A 24,936-nucleotide genomic window follows, 5' to 3' on the forward strand; every position below is an offset into this window, starting at 1 on the left:
ATGAAAGCATATTTTCTCGTTTTAATTTTATGTGTCTGTTCTTTTCAGGTGTCTCTTTCGCAAGAAGACGATGGCGTCGTTGCGCTTAACATTCCGTTAAGAAACTCATTAACCTTTAATCGTTTTACTATTAATCCAACTTTTAGTTTTGTACGAGAACAAAATAAATATATCAGTTTTTCTAATAAAAGAGAATGGGTACAATTTGAAAATGCACCACTAACCTACTTGGGAAGTTATTCTGGTAGATTTGGCGAAAATATTGGAGCCGGTTTAGCTGTGTTCCAACAAAATTATGGTGTGTTAACTACTTTTGGAGGAATCTTAAACTTTGCATACAACGTTAGATTAGATAGAGATAGCAATTTAACTTTTGGTTTAAACGTAGGTGCCTATAAAAGTGGATTAAATACAGGTAGTGTTGTTACCAACTTTGATGATCCATCTATAGAGAATGTTCCTGAAAACTTTTTATTAACTGTCAATCCTGGAATTAACTACGGAAACGGTTTTTTTGACTTTGGATTATCACTTAAAAATATAGTAGCCTATAATTTAGAATCTTCATTAATGTTGGAAGATAATCCTGAACAAGGCATTCAAGCCCATTTGATGTACACGGGATATTTGGATACCAGAGGCTTTTTTGATGAAAGTAAATTTTCAACTTTAATAAAATCTGAATTTAAAACAGACGAAACAATAATATCTGCATTAGCAATGTTCACTGTTCCTAAAGGGATATGGGCTCAAGCAGGTTATAATTCTGTTTATGGTGCTTCTGGAGGGTTAGGAATAAATATTTCCCCTCAGATAGCCATAGAATATAATTTTGAAAAAGCTATTGGAGATTTAACAGATTTTGGTCCATCACACGAAATTACACTGGCCTATAGATTTAAAAACACTGAAAATTACGAGTATAGTGGTGATGATGAAATAAGTGGATTACTTTCTGGTAAACCTAAAAGACGTAAAAAAGTAACGCCTTCAAAACCTACAGTTGATAGAGAAGCCATTGCCGAACAAAAGGCTAAAGATAAAGCTGATGCAGATGCCAAACGATTAGCAGAACAAGAAGCTAGAGAGGAAGCAAAAGCTAACCGATTGGCAGAACAAAAAGCTAAAGAGGAAGCTGATGCTAATGCGAAACTATTAGCTGAACAAGAAGCTACTGATGATACAGACGCTAATAGATTAGCAGAACAAAAAGCTAAAGAAGAAGCTGATGCGAACGCTAAACGATTAGCAGAACAAAAAGCTAAAGAGGAAGCTGATGCAAATGCAAAACGATTAGCAGAACAAAAAGCTAAAGAAGAAGCTGATGCGAACGCAAAACGATTAGCAGAACAAAAAGCTAAAGAGGAAGCTGATGCAAATGCTAAACGATTAGCAGAACAAAAAGCTAAAGAAGAAGCTGATGCGAACGCAAAACGATTAGCAGAACAAAAAGCTAAAGAAGAGGCTGATGCGAACGCTAAACGATTAGCAGAACAAAAAGCTAAAGAAGAAGCTGATGCAAACGCTAAACGATTAGCAGAACAAAAAGCTAAAGAGGAAGCCGATGCAAATGCAAAACGATTAGCAGAACAAAAAGCTAAAGAAGAGGCTGATGCGAGCGATAAACGATTAGCAGAACAAAAAGCTAAAGAAGAAGCTGATGCTAACGCTAAACGATTAGCAGAACAAAAAGCTAAAGAAGAAGCTGATGCCAACGCTAAACGATTAGCAGAACAAAAAGCTAAAGAAGAAGCTGATGCCAACGCTAAACGATTAGCAGAACAAAAAGCTAAAGAAGAAGCTGATGCGAACGCTAAACGATTAGCAGAACAAAAAGCTAAAGAAGAAGCTGATGCGAACGCTAAACGATTAGCAGAACAAAAAGCTAAAGAGGAAGCTGATGCAAATGCAAAACGATTAGCAGAACAAAAAGCTAAAGAAGAGGCTGATGCAAATGCAAAACGATTAGCAGAACAAAAAGCTAAAGAAGAAGCTGATGCAAATGCTATACGATTAGCAGAACAAAAAGCTAAAGAGGAAGCTGAAGCTGAAGAAATAGTTGTTGAGGAAGTTCAAGAAACTCCAGTTGTTGAATTTACGGATGCAGTTGGACAAACAATTCAAGCCATTTCTAAACAGACAGACGCTACTAAAAAGACTCAAAGTGATTTATTAAAACGCTTTAATGATATTATAGACATAAAAGATAATGACCTTAAAGATTTAAAAGAGGAGAATGATTTAGGAGAACAAGGAATTGTTGTCAAGCCTAGGCCATTTAAAAGTATCTCTGCAGAAAACAAGGCATTAAATGCAATTAAATTGGATTTAGAAAAGAGTATTGATGATAGAAATAAGCAAATTACTGCCTTGAAAAAGTATTATGACGATAACTCTGATGGCGATTTAGATAATGTAGATGCCTATTATAACGAGACTATGGAACGTCTAGAATCAGAACAAAAAGAGGCTATCGACACAAAAGCTAAATTGGAACAAAAATTAGCAGATATTAAAATATCAACAGAGTATGAACGTCGAAGAAGAATTAAACGTGCTGTATTTGATAACGAAGATGAACGTTATAAGCAAGATAGAACCGCATTAAAAAACATAAAGGATTTTACAATCCCTAGTACTACCGCGCCTATAGCTTCTGAATTTGATTTCGGAGAAAAACAAAGTGATAATATTCAAATTTTAGAGAATGTAAACAAAGAAGAAAGTGGCTATTACTTAGTGTTAGCTGTTCATAAGGATATTAATAAAAGAAACGACTTTTTGACTAAAGCTGTCAAAGCCGGACTTAACGATATTAATTTCTTTTATGATGTAAATACCAGTAAGTACTATATCTATTATCAAAAATTTGATTACTTCCCAGAGGCTCAAAACGCTTTAAAGAATAAAGGAAACAAGGCATATAATAGCAATATGTCTATATTAAACATTAAAAATTAAATACTAATTAATCCCTATTTTATCTACAACACTAGACCGTGTTATAAATAAATAAAACTAATATAAAATGGAAAATCCTACTTTTTCTAAGATTATCATTACTGTATTTGCACTATTTTTAGGCTTTACATCCTTTTCACAGAATTACGTGCCTTTTGTTGACAGTAATCCACCTACATTTGATATGGATGTAAAAGGAGATATTGTTCTTATTGGGAATAATATTCTAGGCCCAAGTAATAATGCTTTTAATAACAATTTTGCCTATAACAATAGTGTTAATATGCAATATATTGATATTGACAGTGATGCTTCTACTTTCAGTTCTTCTAGTGCGGACTTAACTATTCCCAACCAAGATTGCTATCGTATAATTAGAGCCGATTTATATTGGGCAGCTGTTAATCCTGGTGATCAACCTATTACAGATGTTAAATTGAAAGGCCCTACTGGAGGTTATAATGACATCACAGGTACTATTATTTATGAAGCAGGCGCCAATTCTACTGATGGCGGTAATAGTTTTTCGTATGCTTGTCATGCTAATGTTACAGACATTGTTACCACTTTTGGTTCAATATCAGATTTGGGTACTTACACTGTTGCTAATGTGTCTTCTGCAGTAGGAAGATCATCAGATGTAGGGAATGGTACAGGTCAGTCTGCTGGTTGGTCCCTTTTTATAGTATATGAAGATCCGACATTAACTGGTAAATCAATAACAAGTTTTGATGGATTTAGCGCAATTAGTTTGGCTCAAAATTCTTTTGCAGAAATTCCAATTAGTGGTTTTAGAACAGTCCCTGCTCCTACGCCAGTAAGAGCAAATTTTGCATTTGCAACATTAGAAGGTGATAAAAGAATTACTGGTGACCGTTTATTACTTAATGGAACTCCTTTATCTACAGTAGATCGTAATCAAGATAACTTTTTTAACAGTACTATTACCCAATTAAGTGGTTTGCCTGTTAATGATAGAGTACCAAATAGTACAAATACATTGGGTTTTGATACAGGTATTTTAGCTGTTCCTAATCCTAGTAACTCTGTGATTGCAAATAATGCAACATCAGCAGTGGTTCGTTTAGAAACAAATGGAGATACTTATTTTCCGTATTTTTTTGCATTAGCTGTCGATATAATAGAACCCAATATTGTTTTAACTAAAACTGTAGAAGATGATTCAGGAAACGACATTTCTGGACAAACGATTGATTTAGGAGATTCCTTAAATTATGTTATTGGTTTTCAAAATACAGGAAATGATAATGCTACTAGTTTTCAAATTCGTGATATTTTACCTGTAAATATAACTTTTAATTATCCATCAGGTTTAGTCCTTCCTGCTGGTGTTACTGTAGCAAGTTATGATCCCGTAACAAGAGAACTTGTATTTGATATTGCAAATTATTTAGTTGAAGAAAATGATCCTGTATATGAAATTAGAATAGAAGCAAGTGTTGTTGATGCCTGTAATCAATTGGCTGATGCCTGTTCTAACATAATTAATAATCAGGCTTATGCTAATTATGCAGGAACTTTAAATCCTGATTTTGAAATAACAGATGATCCTAGTTTAAACAGTAACGTAGGTTGTTTATTTGTACCTCAAGCGACTAACTTTTTGGCAGAATTAGATTGTACTTTTGTTCAAAATGAAGTCTTATGTGGTGCAACTTTAGAATTGACAGCTGCTGATGGATACGATTCTTATTCTTGGTCGACTAGTGATACTGGATCACCAGTAATTGGTACTGGACAAAGTATAACTGTTGATCAAACAGGAACTTATTATGTTTACAATACTGCTATAGCACCTTGTCAATCAATAACACAAGAATTTATTGTAGAGCTTTTTGGTGGTTCGTTGGAAAACCCTGTAATACCTTACGCTGATGAAGTCGTTACTTGTCCTAACAATGGAAAATTATTACCAAATATCTTTTTATGTGGTATAAATGATTCAACACTTATTGAAACAAATATTACTGGAGCATCCTCTATTATATGGGAACAATTAGATGAAACTAGTTGTACAGCAGTCTCTAATACGGATTGTGCTAATGAAGATAATTCTTGTGTTTGGGATGAAGTTGAAACTGGATCTGATTATTTAGCAAACACTTCTGGTCAATTTAGATTAACTATTAATTATGCTGGTGGTTGCTTTGTACAATTCTATTTTAATGTGTATCAAAACTTATTAGAAGCAACTGTTGCTTCTACTGATATTATTTGTACTACTGATGGAAGTATTACCGTTAATAACGTACCTTCAGGTTACGAGTATAGTTTAGATGGTATTAACTATCAAAATAGTAATGTGTTTTCAGTCGATACTGCAGGTCTTTATACAGTTTATATTGTGCAAACAGGTATCGCTACAAACCCTTGTGTATTTACAGTACCAGATATTCAAATTAGAGAACGTGATTTTACAGTAACTTCAACGATATTACAACCGCTGTGTAATGGTGATAAAGGAACCATTCAATTAGCTGCTAATGATGTTGATCCACAATATTTTTACACACTATCTACTGGAGGAACAGTAGTGAATAGTGTTGGTCCTATTTTAGAAAACACGTATTCTTTCGACAATTTAAACCCAGGAACCTATACTGCTACAGTTACAACAGAAAATGGATGTACCTATACAGAAGATGTAATTATTATAGAACCACCTTTATTAACAGTTACAGCTGCTATTACTAGTCCGTTGACTTGTAATGATGGTGAAATTACAATATACCCTCAAGGAGGAACAGCACCTTACTTCTACTTCGTAAATAGTACAACAGATTTTCAAACTGTACCAGAAATAGTTGTAACTGCTGCAGGAACTTACAATATTACTGTAGTAGATTCAAACAACTGTGTTGCTACTACTACAATTACTATGGATGATATTCCTGATCCTGAATACAACATTACTCACACAGATATATTGTGTTACAATGATACGACAGGAGAAATTCAAATTAATGTCACAAATGCTAATGGTTACACTTTAGAATATAGTATTGACAACGGCGTGACTTATAGTCCTAACCCAACATTTTCAAATTTAAGTGGTGGTGATTATCCAGTAATAATTAAATACACACTTGCAGGATCAGAATGTTTAACAACCGTAGAAACAATTACTATAGATCAACCGGATGAAGCTTTAACTGCTACAGCTGGTATATCAGCACTTGCAGGTTGTGGTCCTTCAGGCGAAGGAACTATCAGAATTACAAATCCTCAAGGTGGAACTCCATTTCCTGCACCTAACTTATATGAATATAGTTTTGATAATCAAGCAACATGGATAACTTCTAATGAATCATTTGTAAGTCCTGGAAGTTATACCGTTTATATTCGTGATGCAAATGGTTGTATATTTGCTATGCAAGACACTATTTTAGATCAGGAACCTCCTGCTCCAACTATTGATATTGGTGATACTCTATTTAATTGTGATGGTTCAGGAAATGCTACCGTAACCATAACAAATAATGGTGGATCTAATTATACTTATGATTACTATATAGACGGAACACTTAACCCAAACACAACAGATCCACAAACATTTACAAATGTGCCTACAGGATCTCATACTGTTAGTGTAGAATATAGTTTACTTGATGTCCCTACATTTAGTAACTTACTGTACGAAACGTTTGGTTATGGTCAAAATACTACATCTCCTGGAATAAATACTACTTATTATTGCTTTGAACATCAAATAGCACCTGGTGCTTGTAATGGAACTACGCATATTAATGATGGAGAATATTCTGTTACATCAGATATTGTAAATCCGTTTGGTACATGGTTAGACCCTGTTGACCATACTCCTGCAACAACTCCTCCAACACAAGATGGAAGATTTTTAGTTGTAAATATTGGATCATCTATTCCTGTTACAGCTATCTTATATGAAAAACAAATAAATGATATCATACCAAATCAACCAATACAAGTTGAATTTGCTGCTCTTAATTTACTTAGAGTTGGAACTAGTGGATTTGATCCTAATTTAGTAGTTGAATTAATAGATGCTGGTGGTAATGTCATTGATTCTTATAATACAGGAGATATACCAAAAACAAATAATTGGATAGAATACCCTACCACACCTGCAACATTAGACCCTGGTGCAAACACTAGTTTAACTTTTATTTTAAGATCTAATGTACAGCAAAATGGTGGTAATGATGTCGCTATAGATGATATCAGAGTATTTCAACTTCCTGAAGCCTGTTCTACAACAGTAGAGTTCCCTTTTGTAATTGCATCAGGAAATGCCTTTACTGCAGATATTACAGGAACGTCAATGGTTACTTGTTCTGGAGATTCTGATGGAGAAATAACTATTGCTGCTCAAAATTTTGATACGACTTTAGGATATCAATATTCAACAGATAATGGTCTGACTTGGATTACGCAAATGACGTCTCCTTATACTATTACAGGATTAACAGATGACACCTATGAAGTTATAATCCGTTATGATGATAGTGTTGACACTTGCGAATTTCCTTTTACAGAAACAATAACAGCTCCAAACCCATTAACTATTAGCCTTACTAATACTGAGGTTACTTGTTTAGACGGTGCTACAATAACAGCAAGTGCTACAGAAGGAACACCTGGTTATTCTTTTCAGTTAATTGACACAGTAGCTCCTTTTACTACAACAAATTTTGTAAATGGCGTAGTAACGGATGTTGTTCCAGGTACTTATACTGTTGAAGTTACAGATGCTGGAGGTTGTACAGAATCTACAACACTAACCTTAGACGCTCCAATTGCTCCTACAGCTACAATAAGTACTGCTTCAGATTTTTGTTTTGATCCTGTTAGTGGTGCAACTATAGAAGTTACTGCTTCTGGAGGTGTAACACCATACCAATATAATATTAATGGTGGTGCGTTTCAAGATGAAAACGATTTCACTAATCTAACTCCAGGTACTTATACAATAATAGTAAGAGATGCTTTTGGATGTGAGGTTACTTTAGCAGCTGAAACAATCCAACCAGAATTGGTTTTAAATGCTGTAATAACTAAAGATTTAGATTGTACTGCAACGCCTGATGCTGAAATCACCGGAACGATAACTGGCGGATTAGCACCATTTACATATGCCGTTTCTGAAAATGGAAGTCCTTACACTGACTTAGGTGCTACTGGATCACCTTTCACATATGCAATACCAACAGCAGGAACGTACCAATTTCAGGTAACGGATGCACAAGGGTGTACTGCAGAATCAGGAATTAACACGATCGATGCTATTTCAACACCAACAGGAACAGCAGATGGTATAGATCCTCTATGTTTTGATGATGCTAATGGAGAAATTCAACTATTTGCAGCTGATGGTGCTGGAGGTTATACCTTTAGTTTTAATGGCGGAGCCTTTACAACAACGTCATTATTTACAGGACTAGATGCAAATACAACTACAGCTACAACTACGGACTATACTTACCAAATACAAGATAGTAATAGTTGTGTATCACCTGTTTATACGATTACTTTAAATAATCCAACAGAAATTGTTGCTACTGCTACCCTATCTAATAATACAAATTGTAGTACTACAACGGATATTACTGTAGCGGCTTCTGGAGGTACTGGGACGTATACTTATAGTTTTAATGGAAGTACTGCGTACACAGCTACAAACATATTAACTGTAACTAATACAGCTACAACGCAAACCATTACATATTCTGTAAGAGATGGAAATGGTTGTATAGATACTGAAACTATAGATATTCCACCATACAATCCTTTAACAGGAATGACATTTGCGGATGCTAACATCATTACATGTAATGACACAACAACAGCTGTTACAGTTACACCAACAGATGGTATTGCGCCGTTTATATTCGAAATTACAGCGCCTGCATCTGAAACATCTAATGTTTCTGGTGTTTCTACTGGTGTGTTTACAAATTTAGCGCCAGGAAATTATACGTTCCAAATCACAGATGCTAATGGTTGTACAATTAGTGCTTCTCACAATATTGCCCCAGCAGTTAACATTGCTGTAGCAGATACCAATACCGATCAAGTTTGTTTTGGTTCGGATGATGGGACCGCTACTTTCACAATGACGGATGTTAGCAGTTTAGGAAACTATACGTATACATTAACACCTAATGCAGGTACAATAACGCAAACAGGTAACGACGTTACAGTGACTGACCTACCAGCAGGGTCTTATACTTTTGATGTTATAGACACTGCGACAGGATGTTCTACTTCTGCGTCAATAACTATAGATCCAACAACACAAATAACATTTACTGCTACTGGTAGTAATGTAAATTGTAATACTGACGACTCTAATATTACTTATACTACATTATCAGGAGGAACAGGTATTTATACTTATGCTTATGTAACTTCAGGAAGTACTGCTCCAATCGCAACGGACTATAGTACATCAACAACTGTAGACACTAGTGTTCTAGGTTTAATAATTGATGTTTATGTTATGGATAGTAATAACTGTGTTGTTATGGATACAGTGACAATTATACGTGATGACTTACCTACTGTAACTGCAGCTGTAGATAACCAATGTACTGGGACAGGTAATAATTATACTATTACTGCAACAGCAACTGGTATTGCTACATTAATGTATAGCATTGATGGTACTAACTTCCAAACTGGAAATACATTTACAGTAACACCTGGAACTTATACTATAACGGTAAGAGATGGTAATGGTTGTATTGTAACTGATACTGTTACAGTTAATCCACAATTAACACTAGCAGCGGTATTAGATAAAGATATTACCTGTGTTTTACCACAAGAAGCGCAAATAACATTAACAGCGACAGGTGGAGATACAACCTATACTTATGAGTATTCTACTGATGGAGGTGCTACTTATACCACTATGCCAACTAACGTGCTAAATACAACAACACCTGGAAGCTATATTTTTATGGTAACAGATGCTAGTTCTTGTACAGTAGTAACAACAACGCCTATAGAAATCACTCCAGCAGTTAATCCTGATATCACAGTCGTGCAAACAGGTTTTATTAACTGTAACGGTGAAGAAACAGGCGCTATTTCTATTACACCAGATACAACTGTTGGTCAAGCACCATATGTATTTGAAGTCTTTAATACAACAACAAGTACATCTTATGGTTCTCAAACTTCTGGTTTACCAGCTGGTGATTATACCGTAACCGTAACAGATGCTAGAGGGTGTACAGAAATAGAACTAATAACAATATCGGAGCCAACTCCAATTGTTTTAGATTTTACAGTAACGCCAATTACATGTAGTGCAAGTGGTGTGTCTCTTGGTGAAATAATTATAAACTCTGTTACTGGTGGTACTGCAAATTATACGTATCATGTTACAGGAGTAAATGGATACGATCAAGAGCTACTTAATCAAGATGGCGCAACACAAGTTTTTGAAGTTGTAGATTTTGGTATCTATGAAATAATAATTACAGATTCAAACGGTTGTACTTTTCTAGAACAAAACATACTAGTCGCATCACCACCAGATGATTTAGATATCAATATCGCCGCAACAATTTTAGATTGTGCTGCTGGTGGACAAGCAGATGTAAGTATAGGTTCTAGTAGTTCTATAACAGGTGTTGGACCATTCTATTTTGCAATATACACAGGTCCAGGGATGACTTGGGATGGTATCCCTACAGGATCAACTACTTGGCAGTTGGGTACTGGAGTACCTGTATCTACAACATTTATAGGTTTATTACCAGATGTTACTTATACCTTTGTTGTATATGATGATGATACCAAATGTTATTATTTTGAAACAGCAACTACGCCAATACCTACAAATTCAACATTAACTGTAGATAGTGTTGTTTCTAATAACATTACATGTACAGGAAGTGCTGATGGTAACGTGTCTTTTACAATAAATAACACACAGACTGGGCCTATTGATGTGACCTACGAGATATTTGATTCATTAACATTAGCAACAACAGGTGTAACAGGATCTGGAACGGTACCTGCAAGTGGATCACTTCCTGTTAGTAATTTAGGACCGCTAGCATTTGGTAACTATTTTGTGACTATTACAGAAACATCAGGAACAAATGCAAATTGTGGTATAACTACAGATCCATTTAATATTACAGAGTCTGCTATACTATTTAACTTAACAGCTTCTGTGTCTTCTAACGAAAACTGTAATGACTTAGGTGTTATTACTGGGATTGCTAGTGATGGTACTGCACCTTATCAATATCAAATTTTATTAGAATCGGCTACTGCTCCTGATGCTACAAGCACAGCTTGGGCGTCATCTAATACATTTAATGTTGTGGCTGATGATTATACTGTTTATGCTATTGATGCTTACGGTTGTATTAGAGACTTCGATGTTACGTTAGTTAGAGATGCAGAACCAACAATAGATGCACAAACATCACCTTGTTTTGTTGGTAACCCTATAAATATTACAATTACTGGTGCTGTTACCATAGGAAGTCCTTTATATAGTATGAATGGAACAACCTTTGTCTCAAGTCCAGATTTTACTGTGGCTTCTGCAGGAACCTATACTTTATATATACAAGATGGAAACGGTTGTGTGGCTTCAACACCATACCTAGTTAATGATCAAGTATTATTAAGTGCTGATTTAACTAAAGCTTTAGACTGTACAGCTAGTCCAAATGCTGAAATTACTTTAACGGCTTCAGGTGGTGATAGTACATCATATACTTATGAAGTATCAACAGATGGTGGGACTACATTTACCCCTATGGCAACCAATGTGTATTCAGCTGCAACAGCAGGAACTTACGACTTTATGGTGACGGATGCTGCCGGTTGTGAATCAACTGCAACGCAAGTAGTAGACGCTATTGTACCAACAACATTTACAACAGTAGAAACTAACGTAAGTTGTAACGGTGGTAGTGATGGAACTATTACAGTAACAACAACATCTGCAACTGGTCCTTTTATGTACCAATTAGATGGTGGAACACCACAAAGTTCTAACGTATTTACTGGTTTATCTCAAGGGACGTCTTACATCGTTACGGTTATAGATGCTATTTCTTGTAGTTATGCTAGTGCTCCGATTACAATAACAGAGCCAATAGTTTTAACTGCAACCGAGTCTCTTTCTGCAATAACTAATTGTAATGTCGCAACAGTCATTACAGTATTAGGTCAAGATGGAACCCCAACAGGTTCTGGTGAGTACTATTACAGTTTTAATGGTTCTGGTTTCACAACAAATAATACATTTACTGTAAACAATAATGGTAGTGTACAAACTGTTAATTACATCGTAAGAGATGCAAATGGTTGTGAGGTTACAGGATCTGTAACAGTGGATCCATTAGATCCTCCAACAGATTTAGATTTCAGTGCTACTCCAATAACATGTTTAGTTAGTACTAGCGATATTACGTTAACTGCTACAGGAGGTGTTCTTGCTTTAAGTTATGAAATTTTATCTCCAGCAAGTGCAACTACAAATACAACGGGAGCTTCAACGGGTATATTTACAGGATTACCTGTAGATAACTATACGTTCCAAGTGACTGATGCTAATGGTTGTTCTTATCAAGAATTATATGTCTTACAAGATGTTGAAAACATAGAAGTGATTGGTCAGTTAATTAGTGATGTGACTTGTAACCCAGGAAATGATGGAGAAGTTACATTTACAGTTTCTAATTTTACAGGAACTTATAGTTACTCCATTAATAGTGGGCCAACGGTAACAGGACAAACTAGTGCTACAGTTTCTGTTACTGGATTAACAGCAGCAAGTACACAAACTATATTAATTACTGACGAAACGACAGGCTGTACTACAACAACTTTTGTTGATGTAGCACAAGCGACTCCACTTGATTTAGTATTAGATACTAATGTCAATGCGAATTGTAATGATGGGGCTCAAGTCAGTGTCACTGCTTCAGGAGGAACTGGATCTTACAGTTATTCATTTGTAGTTAGTGGTACTCCAGCAGGAACCTATTCAAGTTCAAACTCTGCTATATTAGACCCAGCAATTTCTACAACTTGGGATGTTCATGTTCAAGACACTAATAATTGTGTTATTACTACGCCTTTAACGATCACTATTGATACAGATCCTATTCCAACAGGAATTACGGTTGCTGGTTCTCAATGTATAAGTGGAACAAATGATTATTCATTCACAGTAAGTGTCGCTACAGGAATAGCACCTTATGAATATAGTATAGGTAATGGATTTCAATCAAGTCCTGACTTTACAGTAAATGCAGCTGGAACGTATACAATTACAGTAAGAGATGCAAATGGATGTACGGATACAGTAACGTATACTATTGACGATCCTATTGCGCTAACACTTGCCGCTATTTCACCAAGTTGTTCTGATGACGATGGAGAGATTACAGTAACTGGTATTAATGGAACAGGTAGTTATACATATGCACTTAGTCCTAATCCAGGTTCAGTAAGTTTAACTGGAAATGTATTCTCAGGCGTACCTTCAGGAACATATGTGGTAACAATTACTGATCTAGCAACAGCATGTACTAATGATGCCACTGTCGTTTTAGACGTAGCAACACCTGTTACATTTACAGCTACTGCTACTGATGTTACTTGTAATGGAGAAAGCAACGGTGTCATCACTGTAGATTTACCTGCAACTAATGATAACCCGATATATACTTACGAGATTACAGCACCAATTGTTGTGGCACCTCAAAACTCGAATATCTTTACAGGATTAGCTGCTGGTACTTATACAGTACAAGTAAATTCAGGTAAAGGTTGTTTCGCAACGGAAAATGTTATCATCGCAGAACCAAATATAATTGTGGTCTCTGCTCCTACTGTGTCTCAATATGAATGTACAACAGATACTAATACTATTAATTATGCTTCCATTACTGTAAATACAGTAACTGGTGGTTCTGGAACTTATACTATTTACGAATTCGTAGAAAGTGGTACTGTAGTTCAATCTGGTGCTAGTAATGTTTATACTGAGTCAGATGCTTCTGGCGGAACTTATACTGTAAATGTTTATGATGATCAAGGATGTTTAGGTACAACAGCAACAACAGTTGTTATTAATCCTTACATTGATTTAGATACTATCACCGTAACGGTTGATAATGCAATTACATGTACTAATCTAGAAGATATTACAGTAACTGCCTCTGGAACTAACGGGACACCAACTAACTTAGAATATACAGTAGAAGATGTTACGGGATCAGTAACGGGAGGTGTTTATAGTCAAACAAATACAACAGGTGTTTTCACTGGATTGGATGTTGCAAACTATATTATTTCTGTTACAAACTTAGATTCTATTTGTACACTACAAGATGTACATTATGTAAACAATCCAAATACTTTTGATCTTGTTATAGATTCAGTTGTTGATGTGACTTGTTTTAATGATAATGACGGTAGTGTTAATGTTACGTTTATAGATGATGTTGTTTCAGCAACTAACCCAGATCAATCAGGACCATTTGACTATACTGTTTTAGATAGTGCTGGTACAACTGTAACCTCTGGTACAACTGCGACTGCTGGACCAATAACAATTACAGGTTTAGTTGGTGGTACATATACTATAAATGCAACGTTAACAGGAAATCCATTCTGTACAGTTACTAAAAACTTTACAATTACAAGACCAACAGCAGCTTTAGCGCTTACAACAACGCAAACCTCTGTAACCTGTCTTGATAATATGGGAACTATTTCAGCTGTTGGTACAGGTGGATGGGGTAATTTAGAATATGAATTAACAGGAACTGCAAACGTGCCTTACTCAACTAATGGTGAATTTACAGACCTATCAGCAGGAAATTATACGGTTAACGTGAGAGATTCTCAAGGTTGTATTGTTTCAGAAAATATTATTCTAGCATTACCAACACCTATAGCTGCTACTTTTACTCCAAATGCAACATTATTGTCATGTTTCGGAGATCAAGATGCAAGTATAACGGTAACTAATGTTACTGGTGGACAAGGTGCTAATTACACATATACACTTAACAGTTCGTCACCTAGTGTAAGCAACTCGGGACCACAACTTTCTAATGTCTTTACAGACTTAGGCGCAGGAACATACTCTGTAACTATAGAGGATGGATTTAATTGTACAATGACATCAGTAGATATCGTTATAAATCAACCTACAGAAATTGACGCTAGTTTAGTAAACTCTAGTACACAACCTTGTCCTATTGCTTACCAATTAACTTTATCAGCAACTGGAGGAACAGGAATATATACTTATAGTGATACAAGTAACTTCTCTAATGTATTAGGAACATTTACTACCTCTGTAGTAATTCCTGTAACACCAGGAACATACCAATACTATGTTAGAGATGCTAATGGTTGTGTTTCTATTGTTTCAAATGAAATTACTATAGATGTACTTCCTGATTTAGAGCTGACTTTAACCAGTGATAATCCTACGATTAATTGTTTTGGAGATAATAGCGGAACCATTACAGCGTCTGCACAAGGTGGATTAGGAAACTACAGTTATACATTAGAAGACAGTTTAGGTAATACTATTGAAGTGACAACAGACAACCCTGCTAATTTTACCGATTTAATTGCTGGAACATATACAGTAACGGTTTTAAGTAATAACTGTATTATGGATTCAGATTCAATTACAATTACGGAGCCTGATTCAGCATTACAAGTTACTTTTGCTGCTACCGATATTACTTGTAGTGGAGATGATGATGGTCAATTAGTGATAACAGCTACCGGAGGAACTGGTATTATTAAATATGCGATTTCACCACAATTAAATCAGTTTTTTGAAACTAATGTTTTCGAAAATCTAGAAGCTGGTACGTATACATTTATTGCTCAAGATGTTTTAGGTTGCTATTACACAGATACATTTACAATAGAAGATCCAGAACCAGTATTAATTCAGATTGTTTCAGGTTCTCTTCTCCCAGAAACTTGTGAAGGTGAAGCAAATGGTGCTTTTAGTATCGAAATATCTGGAGGAAGTTTACCTTACAGTGTGGTATTAGATGACTATAATGGAACATATACAACTGGAACTGCAACTCAAACTGTTTTTGACTTTACCAATTTAAATGGTGGAGATCACACATTATTCATTAGAGATGCTGTAGGCTGTGAATCAGAATGGAATATTACTTTCCCTGAGTCTGTAAGAATCGATCCTGTTGCAGTAGTAGAATATTTATGTGATGGAAATATACTTTCAAATACGGTTACCGTTACTGTAGACGAAAGCATAACAGATTTTAGTCTGTTACAATTCTCTTTAGATGGTGTCGGTAGTCAAGCAAGTAATATCTTTACAAATGTAGACTATGCCAATGGTGCTGATCACTATGTAGAAGTAACACATGCTAACGGTTGTGTACAATACACGGAATTCTTTACTATTGAAGATTATCAACCGATAGCTCTAATTTTAGTGGAAAGTGATGAACCAGGTGGGTTTATAGCAGAAACTACTGGTGGTACTGGTGATTACACATATACTTTAAACGATATTAATTATGGTAGTCAAAATGAATATGTAGTAACAGAAGCTGGTAATTACACAGTAGTAGTTACAGATAGTGCAGGTTGTCAAGCGGAAGCAAGAATTAATATAGAACTAGTCGGACCATGTATTTCAAACTACTTTACACCAAACAATGATGGTGTAGTAGATACTTGGGCGCCAGGTTGTGTAGAGGACTTTCCAGACTTAACTTTTGATATCTTCGATCGTTATGGTCGTAAAATAGCAACATACCGTGTTGGTGAATATTGGGATGGTAAATACAACGGAACAGAATTACCGACAGGAGATTATTGGTACGTAGTAAAAACTAACAGTACACTATTAGATAAAGAATATGTTGGACATTTTACACTTTACAGATAATAGAATCTAAAAAAATAGTTAAATGAAAAAAATCACACTATATATCGTTCTTCTTTTCGCTTCTTACAGTTATGCGCAAGAATTAAACCTACCCGTATTTACACAATACTTGGCAGATAACGATTTTATTATCTCTCCAACGTACGCAGGTATTGGAGATAACTTAAGAATTAGAGCTAACGGGTTAACACAATGGGTAGGTATAAAAGATGCGCCTGATAACCAAGCGTTATATGCCGATTTTAGAATTGGTAACCAAACGGGAGTTGGATTGACGTTGTACAATGATAAAAATGGAAATACACGTCAAAAAGGAGCAAAATTTTCTTTTGCACACCACATTACCTTAGATAACAAATCACAACAATATTTGTCTTTTGGTCTATCATACAATTTTAATAGTTTTAGAGTTGATATCGAAAATTTTGAAGGTAACGACGAAATGCCAATCGTAGATCCAAGTATTACAGACGATCGCTCTATTAATAATAACAATTTTGATGTCGGTATTTTGTACCGTTGGAAACTGTTTTATGCTAGTTTTAATGCGAATAACATACTAGATAAGGATATTGATAATTTTACAGGAATAGAACCAAGTAAACTATTAAATTTTCAAGGGTACGCTGGATATATCATTCAAACTGCTAAAAACACAGAAATGGAACCTTCTATTTTCTATCAGAGATATAATAACGATGGTAGATCTAGTACCGATATTAACTTTAAGTATAGAAAATTTAGTCGTAATGGAGATTACTACTGGGTTGGTGGATCTTATCGTTTTTTAAACGATCAAGCACTAAAACCACTTAATATTGGTCCAATGGCCGGTATTACGAAGAACGGATTTTATTTCGCATATTCTTATCAAATAACAATGAATGACTTATCAGCTTACAATTCTGGTACACATGCAATTACTATAGGTATTGACTTTTTACAAGGTATGAGTGATTGTCAATGTACTAAAGGTACAAGTTGGAGAAAATATAGAGGCGCAGGTCTAAATAAAAAGTAATAACACCTATTACATTATAATCTAAAAGTATTGTGATCCTAAAAAAATCACAATACTTTTTGCGTTACTAGACTTTCGTTAAGTAACTTTAGTAGCGCATTGCCTATAATTATCGTATTTTTGTACAAGCATACATTATGCCTGAAAAAAGGTTAAATAGGAGTTTTTTTTAAACGCTATCTTCATTCATTTCATTCAAAAATAGTACTACACTACGCTACACATGACTAACTCCATACCATCCATAGTCGTTTTAGATTTAGAAGGCCAGACTTTAGATTTAATGGCACTTTATAAAAATAAAGTACTTCTACTTATTATTTATAATAACGACTGTTTAGGTTGCACGGGACGTGCTATTCCTTTAGCCTATCAATTTCAAAAAGACTATCCATCCATCCAAGTGGCAGGTATTCATGCTGATTTTCCAAATAGAGAAGGCACAAAAGCGTCAATAAAAAATATTTTTACAAGTGGAGAGATTCCTTTTCCCATTTACATAGATAAAAACCACAGCGTTTTTGACCAATTTAAATCAGAAGGCACACCACAATGGGTATTACTTTCTGAAAAAGGAGCAGTATTTCGTTCCATTTTTGGTTCGCAAGATAATGCCCAAAACCGCTTATTTTATGCTTTAGAAAGCCTTGTAAATTAAGCATTCTTATAAACACAATACAAAGACATCATTACCATGATTATACCTAAATTACATTATATCAGCCAAGGAAATTCTTCAAAAGACATTTTAGAGAACATTCAAAAAGCATGTACTTCTGGAGCAGAATTAGTGCAATTACGTTATGACAATGTATCAGAAAAAAAATATCTGAAACTAGCTAAGGAGGTTATAAAAATAACGACGCACTATCAAACAAGATTGATCATTTGTGATTATTATAAAATAGCAAAGGCTATTAAAGCTGATGGCGTCTATCTAGAAAAAAACACCACTTCTCCTACTCTAGTCAAAACACATTTATATCCTTGGCAAAGTATTGGTGGCACAGCAAACACTATAGAAGACTGTGAAAAATTATTAAACGCTCAAATAGATTATATTTTTCTGGGGCCTTTTAAAGACAGTAGCGCAACCAATAGTGTAGCTCCTATTTTAGGAATGGCTGGTTTAACTGCCGTTACCACCATTTTAAAAACACCAATACCCATAATCGCTTTTGGAGGCATTACAACAGAAGACGTTACAGCCTTATTAAAAATAGATATTTCTGGAATTGCGGTATCCGATGCCATCACTCAAAATTTTGATTCGATAAAAACATTTAATCAATTATTAAGTGCCTCGTCAACAGCAGAGCAACGTCATACTTTTGAGTAAGGGTTTGAAAATAAGTTTTAATTCTTATATTTTTAAATAGTTAAAATATCTGTTTTACACCTTTGTTGTAAAGTGTAGGCTATTATTAGTCATTATATAAATACCCTCCCAATTGAATAAATGATTTTGCTTGCTAAAAAAAATTAACTTTCCATTTCTTTAATAGCCATATTTGAAATCACATATTCGTTATGATCAATTTTACTCAATATACTATTTAAAGCATATGGTTTCTTGTCTTCAGTTTTATCTTGTTGATCACTGGATGCAGCAACAATTACTTGAAATTTATTAAGATCTCCTACTATTTCAAAAAATTCTTTAAGACTACTACTCTTCATAGAATGCTGACTAGGTTCATCAAACAAAATGATTCCTGGGTGATTTTCGGCATTAGTTAATAAACTAATCGTATAAGCCCATATACTACGTATGAAATCACTAGAAGAAGAACTAATCTGAATTTTCTGAATTTCTTTTCCATATTTTGAAATAGGGAAATATTTAAAAGGGGATTTAGTTTGAATAGAAACTATGTTTCTATTATTACTAGTATAATTAAATTTATAAAGTAGATCCTTAAATGAGTTTTCGAATTTTTTCAACTTCACAATATCATCAGCTTCATTAACTATTAAATTATCAATAGCTCTTTTATTCTCTCCAAATTCATCACTAATTTCTTTAAGTTTACTTATTAATTCATTAAAGTCTAACTCAACTTTTTCAAGCCTTAATATCTCATTTTCTAATCTAATATCTTTTTGAATTTCAGATCTTGAAGGCATTAGGTCAGGGTCAACAAGTTCATTCTTTATTTGTCTTATACTCAATTCTAAATCAGATATTTCTTTAATAAAAGTAGAATTAATTATATCTTTCTCTGATAATACTTTAACCAATCCTGTTATTGATGAATCAAGTAGTTTTTTTTGATTCTGAAGGTATGAGAGATTTCCTTTTATAGTATTAAGTTCTATAGATAAGTCTTTATTAATTATACTAGATGAAAATTTTTGATGGCAGGTAGGACACGAATCTAATTCATTGATTGATGGATCTTTTTCAGTTAAATATTTTATATCTTTATTAACCTCAATTTCATCATCCAATTCCTTTACATGAATGCGATAAGAATTAAGTTGAGACTTTTGAGATTGATATTTTACATTAAAATCATTATAGTATTTTACAAATTCTAGATATTTTTCTTTTTTTTCATCAAGTCGATTTCTCAATTCTGGTTTTACATTTTTAAGATATTCAGGTTGTAAATTAATTTTTTTTCTTTCTCCTTCTAATTCTGTTATTAAACTACTGATTAGAATAAATTTATCTGAATCTAAATTTTTCAAAATTTCTAAAGTAACATAATCAAGATCAGTACTATCGATTACTGGCTCTACTTCTAATTCGGTATGCTTACCAGAATTAGCTGTAGCAAGTATATCCATTTTATCTAAGGTTGTTTTCCAATTAGCAATGATTCTTTTTTTGACCGCGTTTAATCGTTCTTTATTAACCTCATTTTTTAGAGCGTTTAAGCCGAAAAGATACTCAATAGTTCGCTGCTTATTGTCTTTAATTCCAAAATATGGAATAGATGCTAAAAAATCAGACCAGCCTTTAGTTTGTTCTATGAATAGAGCAGGAAAAATTGTTTGTAAATACAAATCTGAATACTCATCCTTTTGATTTAGAACTTTTGGAATTTTAGGTAAATTAATAAAATTAGCAAACCATTTATAATAACCAATTTCACTTTCATGATTTCTTTCTCTATGAACAAAAACTGTTTTAAATTCAGAGTTTGAGTCAAGTTCTGAAATACGCCCATTAAATATTCTAAGTATATAATCTTCATTATTGTTTCCAACTATACTTCGTTTTAGAGTACGAATCTTTCCTTCCTCGTTTTCTATTTCCACAAAAACATATGAAGTAAATACTTTATATTCTTCTTTATTTATTGAAAATTCTCTTTTAACAGAATCATCTAAAGCTCTTGTATACTTTGCTCCTCTTAGTTCTTCTAAACATAAAGAATAAAACAAGCACGATATAATTGTAGACTTTCCAGAAGTATTTTCTCCTTTTATAACATTTAATCCTTTCTCAAATGGTATGTCAAATCCAAAATGTTTTTTTATCGCAGGATTTGAAGGCGAATATCCTTGAATATCTAATTTTAATCTATTTATTTTAATCATTATCTTACTTGCCAGATTTGTTTCTCATTTAAAATTTTTGACACATCCCCGATTTTTTCTAAAGAAGCTATCTGTTTTTTAAAAAGATTATTATCAATAATCGTTTCTATTAATTTTTTGCCATCCTTAGTTAGTTTTATTTTACCTCCCACTAATCTTTCACAATAACCATTCACTAATGCTAATATTAATGCTTTATCAAGTGCAGGTTCAAAACACCAAGGAACAAGACTATGTCGTTTTTCTTCTTTATAGTCCATAAGTATTCGAAAATTATCCTCATCACGCATTGACCATGCAATAGTTTGTAAAAGAGAAATTGTTGCAGACTTAGAGGAACCTGTATTATAATTAAGTATTAAGAGAATTTGTGAAACTCTATAAATCGGTTGTAAGTGCATTGGTACATATACTGTTTTTGGTATTGCAATAATATCAATCATACTTTTATAAAATTAAGATCACAATTCAACAACAACTCATTTACAGCTTTATCCCCTAAAGATTCAATACTAGAAGTTGAAAGTTTAGACTTCTTTTGATTATTCATAAATTTAAAAAACAAATCTTTAACTTCATTATATATATTTTGAGCGTCATCCATTGTATTAACAGATCTATTATTAAATGTTTTGCTTACTCTTTTAGATAATGATAATTGTACTTCATCAAATTCATCTTGAATAAACCCATTTAATTTACCTCTTTTACTTAATTCTATATCAGCTTTAAAAAATTCAGTCAATATTTCATCTACCATTTTGTCAACATCGTTAATGTGATAGAGAACTTCACATTTTTTGTACAAGTTATTAAACCTTAAATTTTTTGCATCTTTTAGAGAAGCTATTTTTAAAGCTATAGATTTTAAGTCAACCTCTTCACTCTGCAAGAATAATTGTTGTGCACTAATAGAAAGTGGATGTATTTCATAATCAAGTGAACTGAATATATTATCTAGTTTGGAACATTTCATATGACCAAATGTGCCTTTTGCATCTCTCAAATCAGTAATTATTCCAAGAAGAAAAATTTTGCCGTTTTTTACATCAAAGACACCGCTTCCTGATAAACCACTTGAAGTTTCATCTATTGCTACACTAAAAGTAATGTCTTTAATCTCATCAGATTTTATGTAAAATGAATTATTATCATTTTCTTCAATTTCACAATGAAAAGTTTTAGCCTCCTCTTTTAGCGTTAGCCATTTTGGAAAACCTCTAAATGCTAATTTGATACAATCAGATTCACTTTCAATCCTTGAATAAACTACATTTTCTAAATTGCTTTCATCTATTTTTACTGATAATACACTAATATCTTCTTCTTTATTAGAATAAATTATTCCCGAAATATTTAAACTCTTGAAAGAATCTCCATTCTGTTTTTTATATTCTACCTTAATATTAGCAATACCAATATTAGAAAGCCTTGCATTTGTTTTACCATAGATACAATGTTCTGCAGTAATTACATAAAAAACACCCTTCCTATTTCTTGTAATTATTCCACTACCTAAAGTTTTCGAATTACCATCATTTGCTGTTATCCTTACAGCAACATCTTTTAAAAACTCAAGTTTCATATATTAATTTGATTTTGTTCGTAAGCCTCAAATAATTCAAGTTCTTCTTCTTTAAATAATTTCCCTGTCTTTTTTTCAATTGTTGCAATTGGATAATTAAAATAAAACTTAACTTTATCTTTCTGCATATTTTTGTGGTGAATAATCTTTGCTATTGTCTGTCTGTCAGGATGCTTTGATCTTCCAGAACCTCCATTAGTGGAGATGATACAATTGAAACATATAATTCTATCTAAAAAAGTATTAGAAATATTGTACTTACTACCATGATGTGATAATTTAATATAATCAAAAAATACAGGCTTATCTTCTGAGTATAATTTAGATAAACTCTCAGAAATAATAGACGAGTGAGCATCACCCATAAATAATCCATGAAAATTAATCGTTTTAATTGAGAAAGCTATTGAAGATGCATTAACAAAATCGTTCTTAATAGATTTTTCAACATCTTTATTTAGAGCTAGTTTATTTAATTCAATATCAAAATCCTTAGCATTTGTTACTTCTGTAGAAACTTGAGTATCATTATCAGATTTTTTGTATTCAGGCCAATTAGCATACAATTCTTTTAAAGCGATGTCATTTGGTGATAAGATTTTAATTTCAATTCCATCAGGAAGAAATTCATTTAAATCAGATTCTGAAGTAATGTTACCTATCACTTCTATATTTGATCTCTTTTCTTTCAACACTTTTTCAAATTTCACACCTTCATCAATAGATATTTGTGTTCCTTCTTGATTTACGGTTAGTAAATTAGGTGCATTTATTATTATTTTATCAAATTCATGTTTATCAGCAATTGAACTACTAAGATATTCTAATAAACCACCGATATGATCAGAATCAATATGTGTAAGAATTATTAAATCAATTTTTTTATATTGATCTAAGTCATGAACGAGAGATGTTCTATAATTCTCTCTTGGACCTCCATCTATTAGTATAATGTACGGATTGCCATTTGTGTAAAACGCTTCAATAATGCAACAATCTCCGTGATGAGCTTTAAGTATATTTATTTTTTTTATTATCATTTATATATTAACTTTTTGTAAAAAAAAACAACCCCTAATATTTAACAAAGATGATTAGTAAAAGTATATGAATACAACAAAATTATAGTTGTATCCTCATATCCAAATATATAAAAATTAGCAAGTAACTATTTACGGTATTCCGTATTTGATTAAAATTATATAGAATACTATATTATATATAGCTTTCTACTTCGCTTCTTTCGACGATAAAGGCAAAACACTGTTACATTATCATCTTTGAAAAATATTCTCAAATAAATTTCCAATCCCTAAATTAACACAACATTTTGAGTAAAACACAAAAGTTATTATACCTTTGCACTTAATTATGAAGCAAGTAGTCCATAAAATAATGTCTTTTGCAATGGCTTTGGTAGTGTTACTATCTACAATGTCATTCACATTTAACATGCATTATTGTGGCGATACTTTAGTAGAAACAGCGTTGTTCCATAAAGCCAAAGGCTGCGGAATGGAAATAGCACAACCAGCATCTGAAGGTTCTGTTATTACAAAAAAAAGCTGCTGTAGTGACGAGCAACTTGTTGTTGATGGTCAAAACGAACTTAAGCTTAATTTAGATCAAATATCTTTTGAGCAACAGTTTTTTATTACTTCATTTGTTTATACGTATATCAATCTTTTTGAGGGTGTAGACAATAACACCGCTACGTTTGAAACGTATCACCCACCACTCGTCAGAACTCAAATCTTTAAGTTAGACGAGACGTATTTAATCTGATTTTAAAACAATAGACTGAATTATCCAGTGATTTATATCATTAGGATAATGTACTGTATTCGGTGTTTTCCTATTTGGAATAACATCTCTTTC

General features: G+C 33.3%; 10 protein-coding genes. 6 read left to right on the forward strand and 4 right to left on the reverse strand.

What is annotated here, in order from left to right:
* The 5 genes from H0I26_RS12910 (at position 1) to H0I26_RS12930 (ending at position 19,263) form a co-directional block, all read left to right on the forward strand.
* Positions 1-2,961, forward strand: a complete 2,961-nt coding sequence (locus H0I26_RS12910; RefSeq protein WP_218699467.1) for a PorP/SprF family type IX secretion system membrane protein — start codon at positions 1-3, stop codon at positions 2,959-2,961.
* A gap of 67 nt (positions 2,962-3,028) precedes the next feature.
* Positions 3,029-16,903, forward strand: a complete 13,875-nt coding sequence (locus H0I26_RS12915; RefSeq protein WP_218699468.1) for a T9SS type B sorting domain-containing protein — start codon at positions 3,029-3,031, stop codon at positions 16,901-16,903.
* A 22-nt stretch (positions 16,904-16,925) separates the two neighbouring features.
* Positions 16,926-17,924, forward strand: a complete 999-nt coding sequence (locus tag H0I26_RS12920; protein WP_218699469.1) for a type IX secretion system membrane protein PorP/SprF — start codon at positions 16,926-16,928, stop codon at positions 17,922-17,924.
* 223 nt (positions 17,925-18,147) lie between these two features.
* Entirely contained in the window at positions 18,148-18,582 is a 435-nt protein-coding gene (locus H0I26_RS12925; RefSeq protein WP_218699470.1) for a TlpA family protein disulfide reductase, read from the forward strand.
* 36 nt (positions 18,583-18,618) lie between these two features.
* Positions 18,619-19,263, forward strand: coding sequence for a thiamine phosphate synthase (locus H0I26_RS12930; RefSeq protein ID WP_218699471.1), 645 nt, complete (start codon positions 18,619-18,621; stop codon positions 19,261-19,263).
* Between the two features lie 143 nt (positions 19,264-19,406).
* Here H0I26_RS12930 and H0I26_RS12935 read toward each other — a convergent pair whose 3' ends face one another.
* From H0I26_RS12935 to H0I26_RS12950, 4 genes are read right to left on the reverse strand one after another with little or no spacing between them, the layout of a single operon-like run.
* A complete protein-coding gene (locus H0I26_RS12935) occupies positions 19,407-21,473 on the reverse strand; it encodes a hypothetical protein (protein ID WP_218699472.1) in 2,067 nt (688 codons plus the stop codon).
* Positions 21,473-21,916: a hypothetical protein gene (locus tag H0I26_RS12940; RefSeq protein ID WP_218699473.1), complete on the reverse strand. Its 444-nt coding sequence runs from the start codon at positions 21,914-21,916 to the stop codon at positions 21,473-21,475. The genes H0I26_RS12935 and H0I26_RS12940 overlap by 1 nt, the downstream gene beginning before the upstream one ends.
* A complete protein-coding gene (locus tag H0I26_RS12945; protein ID WP_218699474.1) occupies positions 21,913-23,058 on the reverse strand; it encodes a hypothetical protein in 1,146 nt (381 codons plus the stop codon). Before H0I26_RS12945 ends, H0I26_RS12940 begins: the two co-directional genes overlap by 4 nt.
* Entirely contained in the window at positions 23,055-24,098 is a 1,044-nt protein-coding gene (locus H0I26_RS12950; RefSeq protein WP_218699475.1) for an MBL fold metallo-hydrolase, read from the reverse strand. The genes H0I26_RS12945 and H0I26_RS12950 overlap by 4 nt, the downstream gene beginning before the upstream one ends.
* 331 nt (positions 24,099-24,429) lie before the next feature.
* On the opposite strand from H0I26_RS12950, the gene H0I26_RS12955 reads away from it, so the two are divergent.
* Positions 24,430-24,843: an HYC_CC_PP family protein gene (locus tag H0I26_RS12955; protein ID WP_218699476.1), complete on the forward strand. Its 414-nt coding sequence runs from the start codon at positions 24,430-24,432 to the stop codon at positions 24,841-24,843.
* The last annotated feature ends 93 nt before the right edge of the window (positions 24,844-24,936 follow it).

This window comes from Olleya sp. HaHaR_3_96 (assembly GCF_019278545.1).
Taxonomy (GTDB): domain Bacteria; phylum Bacteroidota; class Bacteroidia; order Flavobacteriales; family Flavobacteriaceae; genus Olleya.